Annotated in this window: 22 protein-coding genes; 7 read left to right on the top strand and 15 right to left on the bottom strand. The window is 67.1% G+C overall.

Going from position 1 to position 21,435, the window contains the following annotated elements; translation table 11 throughout:
• Positions 1–30: 30 nt before the first annotated feature.
• From ACFQPB_RS13375 to ACFQPB_RS13315, 13 genes are all read right to left on the bottom strand, one after another.
• Positions 31–348: a helix-turn-helix domain-containing protein gene (locus ACFQPB_RS13375; RefSeq protein ID WP_382224072.1), complete on the bottom strand. Its 318-nt coding sequence runs from the start codon at positions 346–348 to the stop codon at positions 31–33.
• Positions 326–715 (bottom strand): type II toxin-antitoxin system RelE/ParE family toxin, encoded by a 390-nt coding sequence (locus ACFQPB_RS13370; protein ID WP_382224069.1) that lies wholly within the window; start codon positions 713–715, stop codon positions 326–328. Before ACFQPB_RS13370 ends, ACFQPB_RS13375 begins: the two co-directional genes overlap by 23 nt.
• A 120-nt stretch (positions 716–835) precedes the next feature.
• Positions 836–1,927 carry a redox-regulated ATPase YchF gene (gene ychF, locus ACFQPB_RS13365; protein WP_382224066.1) on the bottom strand — a complete coding sequence of 364 codons (1,092 nt, stop codon included), beginning with the start codon at positions 1,925–1,927 and terminating at the stop codon, positions 836–838.
• A gap of 182 nt (positions 1,928–2,109) precedes the next feature.
• On the bottom strand, positions 2,110–2,550 hold the full coding sequence (locus tag ACFQPB_RS13360; RefSeq protein WP_382224063.1) for a nuclear transport factor 2 family protein: 441 nt from the start codon (positions 2,548–2,550) through the stop codon (positions 2,110–2,112).
• Between the two features lie 9 nt (positions 2,551–2,559).
• Positions 2,560–3,423 carry a class III extradiol dioxygenase subunit beta gene (locus ACFQPB_RS13355; protein WP_382224061.1) on the bottom strand — a complete coding sequence of 288 codons (864 nt, stop codon included), beginning with the start codon at positions 3,421–3,423 and terminating at the stop codon, positions 2,560–2,562.
• A gap of 1 nt (position 3,424) precedes the next feature.
• Complete coding sequence (gene ligA / locus ACFQPB_RS13350; protein WP_382201781.1) at positions 3,425–3,826, bottom strand: protocatechuate 4,5-dioxygenase subunit alpha; 402 nt, start codon at positions 3,824–3,826, stop codon at positions 3,425–3,427.
• A gap of 2 nt (positions 3,827–3,828) precedes the next feature.
• Entirely contained in the window at positions 3,829–4,545 is a 717-nt protein-coding gene (locus tag ACFQPB_RS13345) for an alpha/beta fold hydrolase (protein ID WP_382224059.1), read from the bottom strand.
• Entirely contained in the window at positions 4,535–5,284 is a 750-nt protein-coding gene (locus ACFQPB_RS13340; RefSeq protein ID WP_382224056.1) for an ABC transporter ATP-binding protein, read from the bottom strand. Before ACFQPB_RS13340 ends, ACFQPB_RS13345 begins: the two co-directional genes overlap by 11 nt.
• Positions 5,277–6,050, bottom strand: coding sequence for an ABC transporter ATP-binding protein (locus ACFQPB_RS13335; RefSeq protein WP_382201785.1), 774 nt, complete (start codon positions 6,048–6,050; stop codon positions 5,277–5,279). The genes ACFQPB_RS13340 and ACFQPB_RS13335 overlap by 8 nt, the downstream gene beginning before the upstream one ends.
• Positions 6,047–7,018 carry a branched-chain amino acid ABC transporter permease gene (locus tag ACFQPB_RS13330; RefSeq protein ID WP_382201787.1) on the bottom strand — a complete coding sequence of 324 codons (972 nt, stop codon included), beginning with the start codon at positions 7,016–7,018 and terminating at the stop codon, positions 6,047–6,049. Before ACFQPB_RS13330 ends, ACFQPB_RS13335 begins: the two co-directional genes overlap by 4 nt.
• Positions 7,015–7,884 (bottom strand): branched-chain amino acid ABC transporter permease, encoded by an 870-nt coding sequence (locus ACFQPB_RS13325; RefSeq protein ID WP_382224053.1) that lies wholly within the window; start codon positions 7,882–7,884, stop codon positions 7,015–7,017. Before ACFQPB_RS13325 ends, ACFQPB_RS13330 begins: the two co-directional genes overlap by 4 nt.
• An 89-nt stretch (positions 7,885–7,973) precedes the next feature.
• A complete protein-coding gene (locus tag ACFQPB_RS13320) occupies positions 7,974–9,143 on the bottom strand; it encodes an ABC transporter substrate-binding protein (protein WP_382201791.1) in 1,170 nt (389 codons plus the stop codon).
• A gap of 118 nt (positions 9,144–9,261) precedes the next feature.
• Positions 9,262–10,530, bottom strand: a complete 1,269-nt coding sequence (locus ACFQPB_RS13315) for a LysR family transcriptional regulator (protein ID WP_382224050.1) — start codon at positions 10,528–10,530, stop codon at positions 9,262–9,264.
• Between the two features lie 90 nt (positions 10,531–10,620).
• Between ACFQPB_RS13315 and ACFQPB_RS13310 the strand changes: the two genes are divergently transcribed.
• From ACFQPB_RS13310 to ACFQPB_RS13300, 3 genes are all read left to right on the top strand, one after another.
• Positions 10,621–11,202 (top strand): MarR family winged helix-turn-helix transcriptional regulator, encoded by a 582-nt coding sequence (locus ACFQPB_RS13310; protein ID WP_382201795.1) that lies wholly within the window; start codon positions 10,621–10,623, stop codon positions 11,200–11,202.
• Positions 11,203–11,290: 88 nt separating this feature from the next.
• Positions 11,291–12,361: an aromatic ring-hydroxylating dioxygenase subunit alpha gene (locus tag ACFQPB_RS13305; RefSeq protein ID WP_382224048.1), complete on the top strand. Its 1,071-nt coding sequence runs from the start codon at positions 11,291–11,293 to the stop codon at positions 12,359–12,361.
• Between the two features lie 480 nt (positions 12,362–12,841).
• Positions 12,842–14,104 carry an HD-GYP domain-containing protein gene (locus ACFQPB_RS13300; protein ID WP_382224046.1) on the top strand — a complete coding sequence of 421 codons (1,263 nt, stop codon included), beginning with the start codon at positions 12,842–12,844 and terminating at the stop codon, positions 14,102–14,104.
• 11 nt (positions 14,105–14,115) lie between these two features.
• Here ACFQPB_RS13300 and ACFQPB_RS13295 read toward each other — a convergent pair whose 3' ends face one another.
• Together ACFQPB_RS13295 and ACFQPB_RS13290 are read right to left on the bottom strand one after the other, a co-directional pair.
• Positions 14,116–15,021 (bottom strand): MOSC domain-containing protein, encoded by a 906-nt coding sequence (locus tag ACFQPB_RS13295; RefSeq protein WP_382224043.1) that lies wholly within the window; start codon positions 15,019–15,021, stop codon positions 14,116–14,118.
• A gap of 21 nt (positions 15,022–15,042) precedes the next feature.
• On the bottom strand, positions 15,043–17,088 hold the full coding sequence (locus ACFQPB_RS13290) for an AsmA family protein (RefSeq protein WP_382224040.1): 2,046 nt from the start codon (positions 17,086–17,088) through the stop codon (positions 15,043–15,045).
• Between the two features lie 64 nt (positions 17,089–17,152).
• Between ACFQPB_RS13290 and ACFQPB_RS13285 the strand changes: the two genes are divergently transcribed.
• From ACFQPB_RS13285 to ACFQPB_RS13270, 4 genes are read left to right on the top strand one after another with little or no spacing between them, the layout of a single operon-like run.
• Positions 17,153–18,307 carry an FAD-dependent monooxygenase gene (locus ACFQPB_RS13285; protein WP_382224036.1) on the top strand — a complete coding sequence of 385 codons (1,155 nt, stop codon included), beginning with the start codon at positions 17,153–17,155 and terminating at the stop codon, positions 18,305–18,307.
• Between the two features lie 49 nt (positions 18,308–18,356).
• A complete protein-coding gene (locus tag ACFQPB_RS13280; protein WP_382224033.1) occupies positions 18,357–19,091 on the top strand; it encodes a DsbC family protein in 735 nt (244 codons plus the stop codon).
• 13 nt (positions 19,092–19,104) lie between these two features.
• Positions 19,105–19,551 (top strand): DUF3429 domain-containing protein, encoded by a 447-nt coding sequence (locus tag ACFQPB_RS13275; RefSeq protein ID WP_382224030.1) that lies wholly within the window; start codon positions 19,105–19,107, stop codon positions 19,549–19,551.
• A gap of 17 nt (positions 19,552–19,568) precedes the next feature.
• Positions 19,569–21,398: a M61 family metallopeptidase gene (locus tag ACFQPB_RS13270; protein WP_382224027.1), complete on the top strand. Its 1,830-nt coding sequence runs from the start codon at positions 19,569–19,571 to the stop codon at positions 21,396–21,398.
• Positions 21,399–21,435: the final 37 nt, after the last annotated feature.

The raw sequence follows: 21,435 nt of genomic DNA, 5'->3' as shown, positions 1-21,435 counted from the left end.
GCCAGTTCACTGCGAACTGGTCCGATCCCATCAGGTGATCGCCTGAATGCCGTTTTTTTCCACCACCGTCAACAGGCGCAGTGCCGGTCCGCCAGGCTGCTTCACGCCACGCTCCCAGTCGGAAATCAGGTTTTTGCTCACGTTGAGATACAGAGCAAAAACGGGTTGCGACAAATGCTCCCGCTCGCGCAGCGCACGGATGCGATCGGGTGGCATGGGCAGCGCCGGTGTCAGGCAGCTTTCATCGAACTCGCGCATGGTCTGCTTGCCAATGGCACCGACCTCATGCAAGGCCTCCATCGTTTCATGGATGGCCGCAAAAGCATCACTGCGGTATTTTTTCACCATGGTCGTGCACCTCTGAAAATTGCCCTCTACCGATCAGCTCGGCCAACTGCCCATCCGACAGCCCGAGCACGTGGCCTGCCGCCTTCCTGAACAAGGCCATCTCGTCGCTGCCAATGTTGCTGCGATCGCTCTTGGCAAACCCATAGACGAAAAATGCACGCTCTGCTGCGCGGAACAAGATGATGGTACGGAACCCGCCTGACTTGCCGTGCCCGGGCCGCGCTACGCGCTGCTTGATGACACAAGCACCCAAGTCCGCATCGATCAGGCCGCGTTCGGCGTGCTCAACCGCCTCCCAAAGCGCCTTGTCCAATATCCCTTGCTTGCGGGCAAATCGGTCGAACCACGCGTTCTTGAATACCCGCACGTCGCTGCGCCTCTCCCATTTTTATATCACACTAAGTATGACATAAAGGAAGGCTTCGGGCAAGACACGTAGAAAAACAATGCCACACTGAGGGTGGCTTCATCCAGCGGCGTTGACTGTTCAGGAGCTGAACAGGAAGTTCATCACGTCGCCGTCCTTGACGACGTACTCCTTGCCTTCGGCGCGCATCTTGCCCGCGTCCTTGGCGCCCTGCTCACCCTTGTAAGTGATGAAGTCGTCGAACGAGATGGTCTGGGCGCGGATGTAGCCCTTCTCGAAGTCGGTGTGGATCACGCCGGCTGCCTGTGGGCCGGTGTCGCCGACGTGGATGGTCCAGGCGCGGACCTCCTTCACACCGGCGGTGAAGTAGGTCTGCAGGCCCAGCAGGGTGTAGGCGGCGCGGATCAGGCGGTTCAGGCCAGGTTCGTCCTGGCCCAGTTCCTTCAGGAATTCGAGGCGGTCGGCGTCGTCCATCTCGGAGAGTTCGGCCTCGATCTTGGCGCAGATGGCCACCACGGGCGCGTTCTGCTTCTCAGCAAAAGCCTTCAAGCGGTCCAACAACGGGTTGTTCTCGAAACCGTCTTCCGACACGTTCGCCACAAACATCGCTGGCTTGGCGGTGATCAGGAAAAACTGCTTGAGCTGGGCCAGTTCTTCCTTGCCAAAGTCAATGGTGCGCACCGGCTGGGTGTCGTTGAGCGCGGTCTGGCACTTTTCCAGAATGGCCAGCTGTTTGACGGCTTCCTTGTCACCGGCGCGGGCCACCTTGCTGACGCGGTGGATGGCTTTTTCCACGGCGGCCAGGTCGGCCAGGCACAGCTCGGTCTGGATGACTTCGATATCGGCGATCGGATCCACCTTGTTGGCCACGTGGATCACGTTGGGGTCTTCGAAGCAGCGCACCACGTTGACGATGGCGTCGGTTTCGCGGATGTGGGCCAGGAACTTGTTGCCCAGGCCTTCGCCGTTGCTGGCACCGGCCACCAGGCCGGCGATGTCCACAAACTCCACGATGGCCGGCACCACGCGCTCGGGGCCGACAATTTCGGACAGCTGCGCCAGACGCGGATCGGGCACCTCCACCACGCCGGTGTTGGGCTCGATGGTGCAGAAGGGGTAGTTCTCGGCCGCGATGCCGGCCTTGGTCAGGGCGTTGAACAGGGTGGATTTGCCGACGTTGGGCAAACCAACGATGCCGCACTTGAGACTCATGGGGTTTCCTTGTAGCGCGCCAGGCAGAATGCGCAAGCGCTGCCCGCTCAGGGCGGGATCAAACGGCTTCGGATTGTACCGGCCGCCCCGGGGCGGCTGTATCCCAGTACCCAAACCCGTGACCCCGCATGAATGGCGCTTCTTGCCAACTTGGCGGCGGCGGGACGCTCAAGGCCAACCGGTCAACTACGGAACAAGGTGAAACCGGCCTCGCGGCGCCGAATGCGCCAGCCCTCAGACGTCTTCACCAGCAAGTCGCGAAACTCACCGACCTGCTGCTGCGGGTCGGCTGGGCGCCCGCGCTGCGTGGCAGCATCGCTGTGCCGTCCACTCCACAGCAGCACGGTGCAGGTGGCAAGCGCGGTTCCGAGAGCCAAGTCCAACCGCACACGCAGATTGCTGACCAGGTGGCGCGTAAGGCGCTCAGGGTCACGCGCGGCGTAGGCCGCGACGATGGCAGGGCGCCCTACCAGTTCGGTGCCGTCGGGCCGCACCAGCACGCCCCGCACCTCGAACAGGTCGGCAAAAGCGAGGAAGTCGCGGCCGTCCACCGCGTCGGCGGCGGCGAGCACGAGGTCGCGGCAGGCCTGTTCGGCCAGCAGGGCGTCGAGTGTGGTGTTCATGGCTGGGGTTCAGGGAGTGAGCACGAGGTGGCCCAGGGCGGTGTTGGACGCGGGGACGTGGTAGAAGCGGTGCACGCAGGTGGGTGCGCGGCCGTCGGCGCGTTCAGGCATGGCGCCGCGCGCGACCAGCCACATCACCAACTCGATGCCTTCGCTGCCGGCCTCCCGCACGTAGTCCACGTGCGGGATGGCGGCGGCGGCTTCAGGCACGGTGGTCAGCATGTCCATGAAGGCGTGGTCGAACACCGGGTTGATCAGCCCCGCGCGCGGGCCCTGCAGCTGGTGGCTCATGCCACCGGTGCCCCAAACCTGCACGTTCAGGTCTTCGCCGTAGCTCTCGATCGCCTTGCGGATGGCCCGCCCCAGCGCCAGGCAGCGCCGCCCGCTGGGCACCGGGTACTGCACCACGTTCACCGCCAGCGGGATCACCGGGCAGGGCCAGCGGAAGTCGTGCGCGGGCGGCTGGCCGAACAGCAGCGACAGAGGCACGGTCAGCCCGTGGTCCACGTCCATGCGGTTGACCAGCGTGAGGTCGAAATCATCCTGAATCACGCTTTGCGCGATGTGCGCCGCGAGCTCGGGATGGCCCTGCACCACCGGCACCGGGCGCGCGCCCCAACCTTCGTCGGCGGGTGCGTACGACTCGCCGGTGCCGATGGCAAAGGTGGGCACCAGGTCGGGGCCGAAAGCGGTGGCGTGGTCGTTGAAGACCAGCACAATCGCATCGGGCGGGTCCTCGCGCAGCCAGGCACGCGATGCCTCGTATCCGGCGAACACCGCCGCCCAATAGGGCTCGGCCGCGCGGCCGTGGTCCAGCGCGGCACCGATGGCGGGCACGTGCGAGGTGTAGACGGTGGCACTCACGTGGGCCATCTCACCCGCCGCTCCGTTGCAACCACTCGTGCCGGTACCTGTTGCCCTCGATCGGGCGACCACCGCGCAGCATCATGTCGCGGTAGTCGGCCTCGTCCATGCCCGTCATGCGGCCCACCATCTGCTGCACGCTGATGCCGTCAGTGGCGGCGATTTTGACCAAAAAGTAGACGTTACCGCCCAGCGCCAGACAGCGGTTCATGTCGCGGTCCAGCACGGCCTGACGCTGCTCGTCGCTCATGGGCCAATCGGCCAGGTAGGCCACTTCGTCGGCCTTGAAGCGCTTGCGATTGTCGGCATTCATCAGCGACATACAGAACTGGTTGAGTCCGTAGCCACGCCGCGCCTGCTGCGCGTCGAACAAGACGGTGCCGGGGATGTCCGCGAAGTCGGCGTTGCTCATGTTCAGGCGTTCCCCAGCCACCTCAGCAACACACCGGCAACGGCCTGGGGCCGCTCCATCGGAGCCATGTGGCCGGCGTCCTCGATCACCTCAAACGCCGCGCCGGGAATCAGGGCGTGCATAGCAGCGTGCTGCGACACCGGGGCCCAGCCGTCCTGCCGACCGCACAGCACCAGCGTGGGCACACGGATGGCACGCAGCACGTCGCTGGCGTCAGGCCGCTGTAGCAGAGCGCGAATCTGGCTCTCAAACACATCGACGCTCTTGCGTTCAAACATCATCACGATGGCATCGAGCAGCTCCGCGTCCTGCAGGCGCTCGGGGTGCACCATACCCTGCACCCACTGTGCTGCCATGGCCCGCACACCTTGGCTGCGCGCCACATCCAACAGCGCTTGGCGCTTGTGCGCCTCCTGTTCGCCGGCGGCGCCAGCGGCGCGCGCCAGGTAGCCGGTGTCGAGCAGCGCGACGCGGCTGATGCGTTCGGGCGCAACACGCAACACCTCCAGCGCAACACGGGCACCCATCGAATGCCCGGCCAGCGCAAAGCGCTCTGGCGCGGCGTCCAGAAGTTGCCGGGCCATCTGTGTCAGGCTGTCGGCCAGGCAGTGGTCAATCACCCTGCATTCGCGCCCCGCCTGCAGGGACGGCAACAGGGGCTGCCAGACGGCGGCATCACACATCAGCCCCGGCACCAGCAGCAGAGGATCACGCGGCATGTGCTTCCCCAGTCTTGCGCATCACGCCCAGCAGCCCATCGAGCAAGGCAGGTTGCGCCGCCAATGCATCGGCTGCGCCGTTGTGCACCACACTGCCGTGGTCCAGCACCATGGCGCGGTGGCTGATGCGCAGGATGGCCTGCGGGTGCTGCTCGACGATGATGGCCGAGAGGCCTTCGTCGCGGGTGATGCGGGCGATGGCGCGCAGCAGCTCTTCCACGATGATGGGCGCCAGGCCTTCGAGCGGTTCGTCCAGCAGCAGCAGACGCGGGTTGAGCACCAGGGCGCGGCCAATGGCCAGCATCTGCTGTTCGCCGCCCGAGAGCTGGGTGCCCAGGTTGGTCTTGCGTTCGGCCAGGCGCGGGAACAATTCGTACACGCGCTCGGGCGTCCAGGGCCGGTTGCCGCTGCCGGTGCGCGTCGGGCGCGCCACCGCGGTCAGGTTTTCGTGCACCGTGAGCGACTTGAAGATGTTGCGCTCCTGCGGCACCCAGCCGATGCCGGCGGCCGCGCGCTCGTGCGCGGGCAGGCGGTGCAGCTCCACGCCACCCAGCACGATGCGCCCGCCGTGCTGGCGCGTGGCGCCGGCCAGGGTGTTCATGAGGGTGGTCTTGCCGGTGCCGTTGCGGCCCAGCAGCGCCAGGGTTTCGCCCTCGGCGAGCGCGGCGTTCACGCCGTTGAGCACCACCGCCTCGCCGTAGCCGGCGCTGAGGTTTTCAATCTGCAGCAAGTCAGCCATGGATGGCCTCCCCATGACCGAGATACACCGCCTTGACCTGCGGGTCGTTGGCGATCGCTTCGGGCGTGCCCTCGACCAGCACCGCGCCGTTGACCAGCACGGTGATGAAGCGGGCGAATTCAAACACCAGGTCCATGTCGTGCTCGATGAGCAGCACCGACACATCGGCCGGCAGCGCGGCCACGGTGCGCAGCAGTTCCTCGCGCTCGCCCGCGGGCACGCCGGCCACCGGCTCGTCCAGCAGCAGCACGCGCGGCTCACAGGCCAGTGCGATTGCGATCTCCAGCAGGCGGCGCTTGCCGTAGGCCAGGTGCTCGGTGCGCACATGGCGCACGTCGCCCAGGTGGAACTGCTCCAGCAGCCGGTCGCAGCGTTCGTTCACCGCCGGCTGGCGGCCCAGCGGCTGCCACCAGCGCCCGCCCAGCCCGAGGTGCTGCGCCACCACCATCGCCAGGGTTTCCTGTGGCGTGAGGCTGTTGAACAGCTGGTTGATCTGGAAAGTGCGCACCATGCCGCGGCGCACGCGCTGGTGCGGAGCGAGCGTGGTGATGTCGTTGCCATCGAGCAGGATGCGCCCGGCCGAAGGTTCAAGCACGCCTGTAAGCAAATTGATCAGCGTGGTCTTGCCCGCGCCGTTGGGGCCGATGAGCGCGTGGCGCGCGCCGTGGTGCACGTTGAGGCTCACGTCCTGCGTGGCGGCAATGCCGCCGAAGCGCTTGACCAGGCCTTCGGTCCTGAGCACGGTGTGGGTGGTGGAGGTGTTCATGCTGCCCCCTTGCGTGAGGAGAACCAGGACCAGGGTTTGAGCAGGCGCTCACGCCCCACCAGCACCAGCACCACCAGGAACAGGCCGACCCAGAAGTTCCAATACTGCGGGGTGATGCCTGCCACCACGTCGTGCAGCAGCTTGAACACCACCGCACCAGCGACACCGCCGTAGAGCCAGCCCACGCCGCCAATCACCAACATCATCACCACGTCGGCCGAGCGTTCGATGGAGAACACGTCGAGCGAAGCGAAGCCGGTGGTCTGGGCCAGCAACGCGCCAGCCGCGCCCGCCATGCCGGCAGCCAGAGTGTAGACAACCGACAGGCGCGAAAGCACCGGGATGCCGATGGCCATGGCGCGCAGCCGGTTGTCGCGCACGGCCTTGAGCGTGGCACCAAATGGAGAATGCACCAGCCGGCGAGCCAGCAAGAACAACAACAGCAGCACCACCAGCGAATACCAAGCAGCCACCTGGCCGTACAGGTCGAATTCGAAGCGGCCGAGCAACGGACCGATGGTCACGCCCTGCAGGCCGTCAGCGCCGCCGGTGAGCCAATCGAGCTTGTTGGCCAGCTCGAACAGGATCAGCGTCAGCCCGAGCGTGACCATGATGCGCGTGAGGTCGGTGCCGCGCATGATGGTGAGCGAAAACAGCGCTCCCAGAAGCGCCCCCGCCACTGTGCCCACCAAGAGGCCCACCAGAGGGTCGGGCATGACGTGTTTGGCAAACAGCGCGGCGCTGTAGGCCCCAAAGCCCAGGAAGGCTGCGTGCCCCAGCGAGACGATGCCGGTGTAGCCCAGAATCAGGTCCAGCGACACCGCGAACAGCGCGACGATGGCGACCTCGTTGATGATGAGCGCGTGCTCCTTGAACAGCCAGGGTGTGGCCAGCGCGGCCAGCCAGAGCACGGGCTCCCAGGGACGCCAGCGGGCTTGCGCGCCCAGGTGGGTGAGTGCGGTGTTCATTTGCCACCTCCCAAACGTGAGAACAGGCCGTGCGGGCGCCAAATGAGGATGGCGATCATGAGCGTGTAGACGATGAAGCCCCCTAGCTTGGGGATGTAGTACTTGCCCGCCACATCAGCGATGCCCAGCAGCAGCGCCGCCAGCAGCGGGCCGGTGATGGACGAGGTGCCACCGACGGCGACGACGATGAGGAAATAGACCAGGAACTTGAGCGGGAAGCTCGGGTCCAGGCCCAGCACCTCGGCGCCCAGCGCGCCGCCCAGGCCGGCGAGGCCCGAGCCCACCGCGAAGGTTGCGGCGAATACCAGGTTGACATTGATGCCCAGGCTGGCGGCCACGCGCGGGTCGTCCACGCTGGCGCGCAGCCGGCTACCAAAGCGCGTGCGCGAGAGAATGAACTGGAGACCCACCGTGAGCGCGGCGCAGATGGCGATGATGAACAGCCGGTAGTGCCCCATGCCCAGCGCGCCGTCGAACCACTCGGTGCGGCCGCGCAGCCATTCGGGCAGCTGGATGATCTGCTGCTGCGAGCCCATGAAGTAGTCGGTGGCAGCAACGGCCATGAAGGTCAGGCCAATGGAGAACAGCACCTGGTCCAGGTGCGGCTTTTTGTACATGGGCCGGTAGAGCGTGCGTTCGAGCACCGCGCCCACCAGCGCCGCAGCGCCGAACGCGATGGGAAGGCAGGCCAGAAAGGGCAGGCCCATGTGCTGCATGAGCGCCACCGTGAGGTAGCCGCCGAGCATGGCGAAGGCGCCATGGGCCAGGTTGATGAAGTTCATCAGCCCCATGGTCACCGACAGGCCCACGGCCAGGATGAACAGGAGCATGCCGTAGGCGATGCCGTCGAAGAGGATGGTCAGCATGGGACGTGTGGGCCCACAGGCGGTTGCACGGGGCACCCGCCTTCAAGGCCTGGTGGGGAACGGGATCGGACGCGGCCGGGTGCTGGGCCTTACTTGGCCTTGCCCGGGTCCTTGACGTCGGTCACGGTCTGGATTTCCGTGTTCCACATCTGGCCATTGATCCGCTCGACCTTGCGCACGTACACGTTGTGCACCACGTCGCGGGTCTGCGCGTCGATGTAGATCGGGCCACGCGGGCTCTCGAACACCTGGCCCTTCATGGCGTTGAGCAGGGCCTCGCCACCCTCGCCCTTGGTCTTCTTGGCGCCTTCGTAGATCACGCGCATGCCGTCGTATGCGCCCACGGCCATGAAGTTGGGGCGCATGCCGTTGTTGGCCTTGCCGAAAGCTTCGACAAACTTCTTGTTCAGCGCCGAATTGTGCGCGGCCGAGTAGTGGTGTGCGGTCACCACGCCCAAGGCCACGTCGCCCATGCCGTTGAGGATGTCGTCGTCCGTCACGCTGCCTTCGGCAATCATGCGGATGCCGGCCTTGTCCAGCCCGCGTTCGGCAAACTGCTTCATCAGCGCCGAGCCAGCGCCCGAGGGCACGAAGGTGAACAAGGCATCGGGATTGGCGTCGCGCACCTTCTGCAAGAAGGGCGCGAAGTCCGGGCTGCGCAACGGCACCCGCAGGGACTCGACCACCACACCGCCATTGGCTTGGAAGCGCTGGGAAAAGTACTTCTCGGAGTCGACGCCGGGTGCGTAGTCGGTCACCAAGCTCACCACCTTCTTGATGTTGTTGTTGGTGGCCCAGTCGGCCAGCACGGTCACCACCTGGGGCACGGTGAAGCTGGTGCGAATGATGTAGGGCGATGCTTCGGTGATGCTGGAGGTGGCCGCAGCCATCACCACCAGCGGCGTCTTGGACTGCGTGGCCACCGGTGCGGTGGCGAAGGCCAGCGGCGTGAGGCCAAAGCCGGCCAGCACCTGCACCTTGTCGTTGATGACCATCTCCTGCGCGATGCGTTTGGTCACGTCGGGCGCGCCGGTGTCGTCCTTGACGATGAGCTGCACCTTTTTGCCCGCCACCGTGTCACCGTTCTGCGCCACGTACAGGCGGGCCGCGGCTTCGAGCTGCTTGCCGGTGGACGCAAACGGCCCGGTCATGGGCAGGATCAGGCCGATCTTGAAGGTTTTGTCCTGGGCCACTGCGTGCCCCAGGTTGCTGGCCAGCGCGAGGGCGACGGCCGCGCGGATGAAGTGGCGTTTCTGCATGATGTGTCTCCTGGTTTTGCGGGTTTTCCCGTATGCACCCCGCGACAGGGCGGCTGCTGTTCAGGCTGCGAATCATCTCCTCCGCAGAGGACAAGGTCCAATGCTTTTGCCGAATCAGCTATGCATTTTGCTTATTCCACCAGGAAGGCTCACCACCATCGGCGATCTGCCGCGCCACGCGGCGAAGCGCGTCGAGCAGCGCCTGCGCCCCAGGCGTGGGAAGGTAGTCGGCTCGCCGCACCAAGCCGATCATGCGCGGCTCGTGGCGCACAGGCACGGACAGCTCCGCCAGCAGGCCAGCGCGGATCTCGTCCTGCAGATGGCGCGGCGACATCAGCGCCAGACGGTCGCTGCGGGCGAGCAAGGCCTGCATCATCAGCGCGCTGTTGACACGCAGCGCGTCGACCGGGATAGGGATGCCCGCCACCTTCAAAGCCTGCTCGAACGCCACCTGTGCGGGCGTGTTCGGCATGGGCATGATCCAGGCCGCCTCGCGCAGGTCTTTCCAACCCAGGCGAGGCCGATGCACCAACGGGTGGGCGGCGCGGGCCACCACCGCCAGACGGTCGAGAAACAGGGTTTCCTGCTGCAGGTCGGCACCCGGCAACGCCGGCCGCAGCGCGCCCACGATGAGGTCGACGTCGACCTGGCGCAACTGGTACAGCAGCGCGTCGTAGGTGCCATCCACGATGGTGATGGCCAACCCCGGGTGGGTCTGCAGCACGAGGTCCACCGCCAACGACAGCAGGTGCCCGGTGGAGAACGGCAACGTACCGATGACCAGCCGCCCCTGAACCACGCCGCGCCGCGCGGCGAGTTCATCGCCGGCCTGCTGCAGTTCAGCCCGCGCGAGCTTGAACGCCTGCAGCGTGGCTTCGCCCGCTTCAGTCAGGCGCAGGCCCTTGCGCGCCCGTACGAACAGCGGTGCGCCGGCCATGTGTTCCAGCTGCGCCAGCGTCTGGTGCACCGCCGATTGGCTGATACCCAGCGCGAGGGCGCTGGCGGTTTCCATGTTGGTCTGTGCCAGCGACAACAGCACAGACATGTGGCGCGCCCCCAAGCCCGCAGCCAGACGACTGCCCGTCCAAGCCAAAGCATCCGGGGTCTGGTTGCGAGGCAGAGGGGCATCGGGCTGCGCCAGATGCGTCAGCCCGCGTGCGGCACGCAGCGCCAGTGCCTGCCCCATGGGCGTGGGCACCATGCCACGGCCCGAACGTTCGAACAGGGCGCCGCCCACGTTCAGCTCCAGCGCCTGGATGGCGCGTACCACCGACGATTGCGACAGGTGCAGTGCGCCGGCCGCGGCCACGGTGCTGCCGGTGGCCGCGACGGCGCACAGCGCGCGCAGCGGCTTGAGCTGATTCACCAGTTGCGGAACGTTGGGCATGCAGACACCTTGAGAGCACGAGGTTGCGCCGATTATGGGAGCCCTTGCACCGCGGCCCCGAGTACCCAGGGCTGCCCTATAGTTCCGCCCATGGCACGCCGCGACCCGACCACGATGACCCCGCCCCGCCCAGCCGCCCTTACAAGCGCACGCGACGCCGCCCGCACGGCGGTGGCCAGCCCCATTCCGGACAGCGGCATCGCGCTGCAGGCCGAACCGGGCCACCTGATACGCCGCGCGCACCAGCTGGCGGTCTCCACTTTTCACGACACCCACGGTCGCCAGATCACGCCAGTGCAGTACGCCATCTTGCGCGCGCTGCAAGACACGCCGGGCATCGACCAGGTGACGCTGGCCGACAAGGTGGCGCTGGACACCTCGACCACCGCCGACATCGCCACCCGGCTTGAAGCCAAGGGCTGGATAGTGCGCGAGCTGCTGCCGCGCCGCCAGCGCGCCCTGAGCCTAACGCCCGAAGGCGAGGCGGTGCTGGCCGATATGCTACCGCGCGTGGTACCCATGTACCGCCAGCTGCTGGCGCCGCTGGCCCCGGCCGAGCAGGCGGAGTTCCTTCACCTGCTGCGAAAGTTTGTGCTGCTCAACGAGCCCGCCCCGCCTAACGCAACCAACGACCCCGCCGCAGACCCAACCTCGGGAAAACCCGAATTCTGACCCCCTTCTGCTGCCGTACGCAAGTTCCTACAATACTCGACATTCAGCATACTGAATGAACTCACTCAAACAACACCGAGGACGCCTCATGTTCCCGCTCAACACTTGGTATGTCGCTGCGCGCAGCGAAGAAATCCCCGCAGATCGGCCACTCAGCCGGCGCATCTGCAACCAGCCCATGGCCTTTTTCCGCAACAGCTCAGGCGTGGCGGCTGCGGTGCTCGACTTCTGCCCGCACCGCGGCGCGCCGCTGTCGCTGGGCAAGGTGGAGGGCGACACCCTGGTCTGCGGCTACCACGGTCTGGCTATGGGTTGCGACGGCAAAACGGTATCCATGCCTTGCCAGCGCGTGCGCGGGTTTCCTGCCATCCGCAGCTTCCCGGTGCACGAGGCACACGGCTTCGTGTGGGTCTGGCCTGGGGATGTGGCGAAGGCCAACACGGCACTGGTGCCTCACTTCGAATGGCAAGGCAATCCGGCCTTTGCTTACGGCGGAGGCCTGTACCACATCGCCTGCGACTACCGACTAATGATCGACAACCTGATGGACCTGACGCACGAAACCTACGTGCACTCAAACAGCATCGGTCAGAAAGAGATCGACGAGGTGCCGTGCCGTACGCGGGTGGACGGCGACCACGTCATCACCGAGCGCTACATGGAGGGCATTGAGGCACCCCCGTTCTGGAAGATGGCTTTGCGCTTAAACGAACTGCCCGACGACAAGCCCGTGGACCGCTGGCAGATTTGCCACTTCACGCCACCCAGCCATGTGATGATCGAGGTGGGAGTCGCCCTGGCCGGACACGGCGGCCATGCGGCACCCGACGCGGTGAAAGCCGCGAGCTGGGTCGTGGACTTCATCACCCCCGAGACCGACACCTCGATGCACTACTTCTGGGGCATGGCACGCAAGTTCAAGCCTCAGGACGAGTCGCTCACCCACCAGATCCGCGAAGGCCAGGGCAAGATCTTTGGGGAAGACTTGGAGATGCTCGAACGCCAGCAGAAGAACCTGAGCAATTTCCCAGACCGCAAGCTGCTTATGCTCAACATTGATGCAGGTGGCGTGCAGTCGCGCAAACTCATCGACCGACTGATCGCCGCCGAACAAGCCCCCGCCGCACAGGCCAGCAGCGCACAGGGCGTGGCGGCCTGACCAGCAACGCGACCGCGTCGGGGGGACTCGCTGATGCCTGCCACACACATGACGGCGGGTCGCTCACCGAGTGCTCGCGCCGCCACGCTATCGGATGGGGGCATCAAGCACGTGATGGCGCAGTGCCCAGTGCCCGGCCCCTGCGCGCCTCGATGTCCACATGATTGACAAAATCGCGCCAGAAAAACAATAAAGCAGCCTTTTTGAGGAGGATGCTTTTGTCTTTTCATCTTCGTAAACCATTGATTTACAAGGACTTATTGGGTGGCGGTGTAGTTCCTCACTACAGGAAACCGCCCTGCTGTAGCAGCAGGGATACCGTGGGTGTGGTTGTACGTCATGCGGAAGTCCGGGAAAAAATTGGGCGGCTGTATCCCGGCAGATGTATCACCGCAAGGCAGGTGCCTCAAACAACACCGCAAACACCGCCTTGCTCTGCGCTTCGACGTACCGGCGGCTGCCGACAATTCGCAGAACACCATGGAGGATCCGCGTCTGTACCCCTCTGACACATCAGTCCCCCCGACGGCCGACCGCGCGGTTGGGGGCTTCATCCCCGTGTCCCTGCGTGGCGTGGACGTGAACCGGCCGCTGCCGGTGGACATCCTCAACGCGCGAGGCATGCTGCTGCTGCCCAAAGGGCAGGCCATGGATTCGCTGGAGCGGCAACTGGCGCTGAGCCGCCACGAACCGGTGATACGGGTGCAAGACCGCGACCTGTGGATGACGGTGCTGCGTCCGCAGCGGCGGCCGGCGCCGGTGGTCGCCGAGTCCAGCGCAGCGCCCCATCTCAAGCCCCCACTGGAGCGTGCGGTGCTGGAGCCCGCTGCCGCCAGCGTGGCCTCGACCTGGCTCGACCTGCACACCCGCTGGGGCGTGCTGCTGCACCAGCACGCCGAGGCACGCGATTTTTTGCCGCGCTTTGAAGCCATGCGTGAGCAGGCCTGGCAACTGCTGGAGCGCCAACCGGACGAGAGCCTCTTCGTGCTGGTGCAACTGCTGTACGACGCCCAACTGGGGTATTGCGCCAGCAACGCGCTGGCGGCAGCGGCGGTGTGCCGCGTCATCGCCCCAGCCGCCGGGCTGGGCCCCAGCGAACAGCGGGCGCTGTTCAATGCCGCGCTGACCATGAACGTGGGCATGGCCCGGCTGCAAGACCAGCTGGCCCAACAAAAGCCCCCGCCCGACAAGCACCAGTTGGCCGACATCCAGCGGCACCCACACCGGGGCCGCGACATCCTGCACGGCCTGGGTGTGGGGCACGACCGCTGGCTGAACCTGGTGGCCGACTCGCACGAATCGGTAGAGGGTGGCGGCTACCCGACGGGCAAACGCGCCGAAGGCCTGGACCTGATGCTGCTGCAGCTGTCCGACCGTTTTGTGGCGCGCATCAGCCCGCGCCAGGGCCGCAAAGGGCTCTCTGCCCGCGCCGCCGTGCGCGCCCACTACCTGGAAATGCAACGCCAGAACAGCCCGCTGGGCGCTTTGCTGGTCAAGCACCTGGGCATGTACCTGCCAGGCAGCTACGTGCGGCTGCAGAACGGCGAGGTGGCCGTGGTCACGCGCAGCACGGGGCAGGTCAACCGCCCCATGGTCGTGGCCGTCGTGGGCAAGGACGGCATCCCGCTGTCGGCGCCCACGGTGCGCGACACCGCCTTGCCCCAGTACGCCGTGATCGACTCCGTTTCACCGGATCAGGTGAAAGTGCGGCTGGACCCGGCACGGGTGTTCAGCCGGCTCTGAACCTCAGCCCCTCAGTCCCAAACACCCCACGCTGCAGCCCCGGCCTGCCCTTCGGCCAACACCGTTTCAGCGCCTGCGCGCACCACGGCGTTCATGCCGAAGGTGATGGCACCGTTCAGGCGCTGATCCGCGCGGTAGGTGCGCAGCGCGTCTCCCACCGCGTGGCCGGTGGTGGCGGTGTCGGGGTGGACGTCGGGGATGGGGCAACGCACGCACGGCTTGACCAGTTGCAGGTGAACCATCGCGTCACCCGCCGCGTGGCCGGGCAGGTAGAGGTCGCTGAAGCGGTCTTCGTCGTGGGCCTCCACCCCACCGAGCACGATGTTGGGCCGAAAGCGCCGCATGTCCACCGCCGGCTCGCCCGCACGGGCCAGCCGGATGTTGAGGTCGTCCAGCGCGGCGGTGCTCGCCACCAGCAGCGCGTAGCCGTCACCAAACTGCACGTGGGCGGGCACGCCGCCGGTCCATTTGAGGCTGGACACGCGCCGCGCCTCGGGGTCAAAACGCACCAAGCGCAGGCGCTGCAATCCGGCCGGCGCACCGGGCGAAAGAAAGTCGCTGAACCACTGGGCTGCCACGTCGCCCATGTCGTAGGCGTCCACCTCGTCGTCCCAGACCCGCACACGGGCGGGCGCCTCGGCGGCGTCGAGCTGCAGGTGCAAGGTCAGCATGCCGGGCGCGCGCAGCACCAGCTGGCCCAGGCGGAACTGGGGCTGAATCAGCACCATGCGGGGCAGTTCGCGCTGCGAAACAAAATCGCCCTGCGCATCCACCACCATCCAGCTGCGGTCCCACTCCAGGCCGGTGTCGAGCAGGGTGGCGCGCGGCAGGCGCACGCCGGCACACGACTTGACGGGGTACACCCACAACTGGTCGATGTGAAAGGGCTGGTCGGCGTGATCGGGCACGGTGCTCATGAGAAAAAGCTCCAACAGGGTTCAGGGTGTGTGGGTGTTCGGTGTGCGCCAAGGCCCGGTGGTGGTCAGGACCGGTCCGCGTTTGCGGTTGCCCACCAGCTCGGACCAGGCCAGCGCCAGCGTGCCATCCTGCAAGTCCACGCTGCCATCGGCGGCCATGCGCCAGGCGAGGTGGGTCAGCTGCAGGCGGTCGATGTGGGCCACACCACCGGCGATGCTGCCTTGCGCTTGCAGGCGGCGCCATTCGGTGCGCTCGGCAGGGTCGAGGCGGGCCTCGCCCGTTGGGCGAGTGCTGCGCACCGCCAGCCCTTGCCAGTGACCGGCACGGGCCTCCAGCGACCAATCGCCTTGCCACTCGCGCACATCCTTCTGCCGGCCCGACAGCGCCAATGAACCGTTCCAGCGCCCAGCGGCGCCATCGACCTGGCGCGCTGCCGGTGTGCCCCCGGCGGGCCGCTCGTCCAGGGTCTGGCGCAGCAACGCGAGGTCGGCATCGCGGGTGCGCGCATTCAGTTGCCAACGGCCGTTGGCCCAATGCCATTCGCCGCTGGCGCTCAACTGGCCACCCCAAAGGCGGGCGTCCAGCCCCGTGAGCCGGATCACGTCGCCCTGGTTGTCCAGCGTCGCCTCGGTACCCGAAAGCCGCAAGCCCCGCCAGCCGAGCTGGCCCACCTTGATTTGCAACTGCCCTGGCCAGGTGGCCAGCTGCGACCACAAAGCCGGCCAGGTGGCCGAGCGGCTGGCCATGGCCCAGCGGTCGGGCCACAAAGAAGCCACCCGCAGCCGCGCGTCGGCCTGACCCTGACCGTCTCTTTGTGGCCAACGTTGCCATTCACCATCGGTGGCAAAGGGGCCGTCCCACAGCACCGCGTCGGTCGCACCGCCGAGGGCCTGCCCCTCAAGTTGCCACGACGCGCCCCGCAGGCCCAGTTCCATCTGGCCGCGCAGGCTCCACTGGCGCTCGGCCTCGCCGCGCGGCTGCACGCTGACGTCGGCGAGCAAGGCATCCCAACGCAGGGCGCGCCGGTCGGTCACCCAGCCCAGGTCGGCCTGCAGCTGGCCGCCGGCACGGGTGCCGTCCTGCCCGCTGGGCACCAGCCGCCACTGCGGCCAAGTCACGGCCGCGTAGCGCCCGCGCGGGGCGGCACTTTCCATCTGCCAGGTCAGCGACAGCGGGGCAGCGGTCTTCCAGCGCCCCGTCATGCCCTGGCCGCTGGCGCTGTCAGGCCCCAGCGCCAGCGCACCCACCCGCCACTCGATGTGCGCCGCCTGGGCGGTTTCACCCAGTTGCGCCTGCAACACCAGATCGTCCCAGGCCAGCCGCTGTTGATCGTGTTGGTGCAACCAGCGCGCCAGCGTGAGGTGCGCGCTGGGCACCACCTGCCCGGCCACCTGCCCCTTGAAGCGCAGATCCACCCCGCGCCAGTGGGCCGGTTCGTCGCCGGTGGCCGGGAACCAGTCTGCGCGGCCTTGCCACTGGCCAACCAGCCAGGCAGGTCTGAGGTCTGTGCCGGCCTCCCCCTCACGCAAGGGGCGCAGGCTGGCGTCCAGGCGCCACGTCAGCGCACGTGCGCCCGCCACATCGGCCGGCCCGAGCGACACCTGGTGCACCTGCCAATCGCCCTGCAAACCCCATTGGGGATGTCGGCTGGCGCCCTGGAGGCCTTGGGCGCGCAGCTCGTGCAAACGGGGTGCGTCCAGCCACAGGCTGCGCCAGTCCAGCCCCAGGCTCAAACGCTCAATGCGCAGCTCGCCGTCGCTGGACAGTTCGGGGGGCACCGCCCAGCGCACCCCGTGCAGGTGGATCTGAGGGCGCGGCCACAGGCTCCAGCCCAGCGAATCGTAGGCACCCACCACCTCGGCACGGGCTGGCAACGGCCCCCAGACCGACACCCACATGGCCTCGTGTTCGGCGGCCAAGGTGCGGGCCAGGTCTTGCACCTGGTCGGTCGGCAAGGTGCTCAGGCGCCACGCGACGGTGCCGGCCACCAGTGCCGCCGCCGCCAAGCCACCTGCCGCCCCGCCCAACACCCACTTCCACCACCGCTTCATCGTTGCTTTCACCATGCTGACAAGCCCGGGATTGTGCCCGCTGAAATAAGCAAGCAAGGCCAGTGCCTAAAATCGCCGCATGAGCAGAAAGTTCGATGTGTGCGTGCGCGGTGGCGGGGTGGTGGGTCATGCCCTGGCCTTGTTGCTCGCCCGCGACCGTTTGCGGGTGGCGCTGGTGCGCCCACCCGCGCCAGCGGGTGCCCTGACCGACGTCCGTGCCTACGCGCTCAATGCCGCGTCGCGGGCGCTGTTGCAAGACCTGCGCGTGTGGCCCGACCCGGCCTCGGCCACGCCGGTGGCCGCCATGCAGATCTGCGAAGACGGCGGCAATGCGCCACCCCATGCGGCCGTGCGTTTTGACAGCCCAGGCGCTGACGGCGACGCGCTGGCCTGGATCGTGGACGTGCCCGCGTTGGAGCAGCGCCTGCGTGAAGCGGTGGGCTTTCAAAGTGGCATCGAGGTGCTGGACAGTGCCGAAGGGCTGACGCCCAGCCTCACCGTGATCTGCGAAGGCAAACGCAGCAGCAGCCGGGCACAGTTTGGCTTCGAATTCGACACCCGCCCCTACCCCCACACCGCCGTGGCAGCGCGGTTGCGCTGCGCCTTGCCCCACGGCGGGGTGGCCCGGCAGTGGTTTGTGCAGGGCGACATCATGGCCTGGCTGCCACTGGACGGGCCTCAGGGCCACCGTGTGGCGCTGGTCTGGTCGGTCGCGCACGAACGCGCGGCCCAGTTGCTCTCGCTGGCACCCGATGCCCTGGCGGCGGAGGTGCAGGCCAATGGCCACGCGGCGCTGGGCGCCATGGCATTGGATGGCGCCGCTGCGGGCTGGCCATTGGAGCTGTCGCGCGCCCGGCGCTGGGTGGCGTGCCACGGTGACATGGGCGTGGCCCTGGCGGGCGACGCCGCCCACGCCATGCACCCGCTGGCGGGTCAGGGGCTGAACGTGGGCTTGGGCGACGTGGCCGAACTGGCGCACCTGCTCCATCAGCGCGAGAGCTGGCGCGAACCCGGTGACATGCGCCTGCTGCGGCGCTATGAGCGCGCCCGCCAGGCCGATGTGCGCGCCATGGGCGCCGTGACCGAAGGGCTCTACAGCCTGTTTGCCCACAGCGACAGCCGGCTGCAAGCGCTGCGGCGTTGGGGCCTCCAACGTTTTGACAGCAGCAGCACGCTCAAACAGTGGGTGGTGCGCCAGGCCGCTGGCCACACGCCCCTGCGCGCCGGCCATTGAACCGCGCGCGCCGATCCGAATCGCACCTTTTTTCCTCACAGGTCCTGCCATGTTCACCCCATTCGCCTACCGCCGCGGCCCCTTGACCGCCATGTTTTTCGCCACCGTGCTGGCGGCCGGATGCACCAGCGTGCCGCCGGAAGACATCATCCGCCAGACGCTGACCGAGCGCCTGCCCAACCTGCCCAAGATCGACGAGGTCAGCAAGACGCCGATGGAGGGGCTGTACGAGGTGCGCGTGAACAAGACCGAAATTTTCTACACCGACCGCGCCGGCAACTACCTCATCCAGGGCGAGCTGATCGACACCAAGGAGCGCACCAACCTGACCGAAGCGCGCGTGGAAAAGCTCACCGCCCTGCCCTTCGACAGCCTGCCGCTTCAAGACGCCTTCACCATCGTGCGCGGCAATGGTGCACGCAAGCTGGCCATTTTTGAAGACCCGAACTGCGGCTTCTGCAAACGCTTTGAACGCGAGCTGGAAAAGCTCGACAACGTGACCGTGCACGTGTTCCTGTACCCCATCCTGGGGCCAGACTCGGTCGTGAAGTCCGAGAACATCTGGTGTGCGCCAGACAAGGCGCGCGCCTTCTCTGCCTGGATGACCCAGAACGTGGTGCCGCCCAAGGCCAGTTGCGACACCGCCGCGCTGCAGCGCAACGTGGCCTTTGGCCAGCAAAACCGCATCAGCGGCACACCCACCACCTTCTTTGCCGACGGCACACGTGTGGCGGGCGCCGTGCCGCTGGACCGCATCGAACAGGCATTGGCAGCAGCCAAGTGACGCGCCCTTGCCCATGCACACAGCCCACCCGCACGCCCCACTGATTCAACGGCTCGGAAACGCCGGACTCGCTCCTTTTGTGCTGCTGGCCGCCACGGTCTGGCTGGTCGATGCGGACCTGCAACCCTGGGCGGCCATGGCCATGGCCGCTTACGCTGCCCTGATCGTGTCTTACCTCGGCGGTATCCACTGGGGCCTGGCCTGGAAGCAGCCTGACGCTTGCGCAGACCAGCAACGAGCACACCTCTTGTGGGGCGTGGCGCCTTCGCTGTTGGCCTGGCCCGGTGTGCTGATGCCGCCCCACGCTGGCCTGGTGTGGCTGGCCCTGGCACTGGTGCTGTGTTACCTGGTGGACCGTCGGCTCTACCCCAGCGCCGGTGTGAGCGCCTGGCTCACCCTGCGCTTCCGGCTCACGGCCGTGGCCACGTTGAGCTGCCTCATCGCCGCCGGCGCCCTTTGACACGCTCCGCCACCCACATGCCCACCACCGCACCCACGCCCACCGCATCCGGCCCCCACTACCGCGTGGAGGTGCTGGACCCGCACAGCCACCGTTTTGCCGTCAGGCTCACCATCCATCGGCCCAGCGCCAAACAGCGTGTGGCGCTGCCGGTGTGGATTCCAGGCAGCTACCTGGTGCGTGAGTTTTCGCAACACCTGCTGAACGTGCGCGCCGAACAGGCCGGCCAGTCCGTGCCCTTGCGTCAGCTCGACAAAAACACCTGGGTGGCCAACAGCAGCCCTGAAGCCCCGCTGGTGTTGCGTACCGAGTTCTACGCCTTCGACCCCTCGGTGCGCACCGCCTGGCTGGACGCCTCACGCGGCTTCTTCAACCCCACCAGCCTGTGCCTGCGCGCGCTGGGCCAGGAAGACCTGCCCCACACGCTGGAGCTGGCTGAAAACACCCACACCCAAGGCTGGCAGGTGGCCACCAGCCTGCCGCCGCTCAAAACCAAACGCAGCGGCTTTGGCAGTTACCGCGCCTGCGGCTACGACGAACTGGCCGACAGCCCGGTGGAGCTGGGCCGCTTCTGGAGCGGCAGCTTCAAGGTGCGTGGCGTGCCCCACCGCTTTGTGGTCAGCGGTGCCGGCGCCTGGTTAGACGGCGAGCGCCTGCTGCGCGACACCCAGCGCATTGTCGAAACCCAAATCGCCTTCTGGCACGGCACCAAGGACAAGCCCGCGTTCGACCGCTACGTCTTCATGCTCTACGCCACCGACGACGGCTACGGCGGCCTGGAGCACCGCCACAGCACCGCGCTGATCGCCAAACGCGCAGACCTGCCCCGCCTGCCTGGGCCTGACGCCACACCGGGTGCCACCGAACCGGCGCTCAAGGCCACCGACGGCTACACCCAGCTGTTGGGCCTCATCAGCCACGAGTACTTCCACACCTGGAACGTCAAGCGCCTGCGCCCGGCCGAGTTCAAGCGCTACGACTACGACCGCGAGAACCACACCGAGCTGCTGTGGTTCTTCGAAGGCTTCACCAGCTACTACGACGACCTGCTGCTGCGCCGTGCCGGGCTCATCACCCCGGCGGTGTACCTGCAACTGCTCACCAAAACCGCCAACCAGGTGCTGCAAACCCCCGGCCGCGCGGTGCAAAGCGTGGCCCAGGCCAGCTTTGAGGCGTGGACCAAGTACTACCGCGTGCAGGAAAACACCCCCAACGCCACGGTGAGCTACTACACCAAGGGTGCGCTGGTGGCCGCTTGCCTCGACCTCACCCTGCGTGCCGAAGGCCACAGCACCCTCGACGACGTGATGCGCGCCCTGTGGCAACGCTGCGCGGGTGGCCCCATGAAAGAATCCGATCTGCTGGCCGTGCTGCGCCAGTTGGGCCGGCGCGACTTGGGTGCCGACATCGCCGCCTGGGTGCATGGCACGGGCGAGCTGCCCTTGGCCGACCAGCTGCGCGCCCTGGGCCTCCAAGCCACCGAAGAGCCCGCCGCCCTGGCCCAACGCCTGGGGCTGCGCGTGACCGAGGGCAGCGGCGGTATCGCCATCAAGACGGTGTTGCACGGCTCGGTGGCCGCTGAGGCCGGCCTGGCCGCTGGCGACGAATGGCTGGGCATCGAACTGAGCCCGCTCAACGAGGGTGGCGACCCAGAGAGCTGGCGCGTGCACAAGCTGGACGAGGTGGCCATGTACCTCGGCCCACGCCGCCACCTCACCACTTTGGTCGCACGCGACAAACGCCTGCTGCGCCTGGCCCTGGCCTGGCCTGCACCCGCCACCAGCCTCAAGATCGCCCTGCCCACGGCACCGGCCGACGGCGCACCCTGGAAAACCTGGCTGGGCTGAAACGCCCGACTCGCTATAGTTGAAACCCCTCCCCCAC

This window comes from Hydrogenophaga atypica, assembly GCF_042665215.1.
GTDB lineage: Bacteria > Pseudomonadota > Gammaproteobacteria > Burkholderiales > Burkholderiaceae_C > Hydrogenophaga > Hydrogenophaga defluvii_A.
Note: the sequence above shows the minus strand (reverse complement) of the source record. Positions and strands in the feature narration are given on the sequence as shown.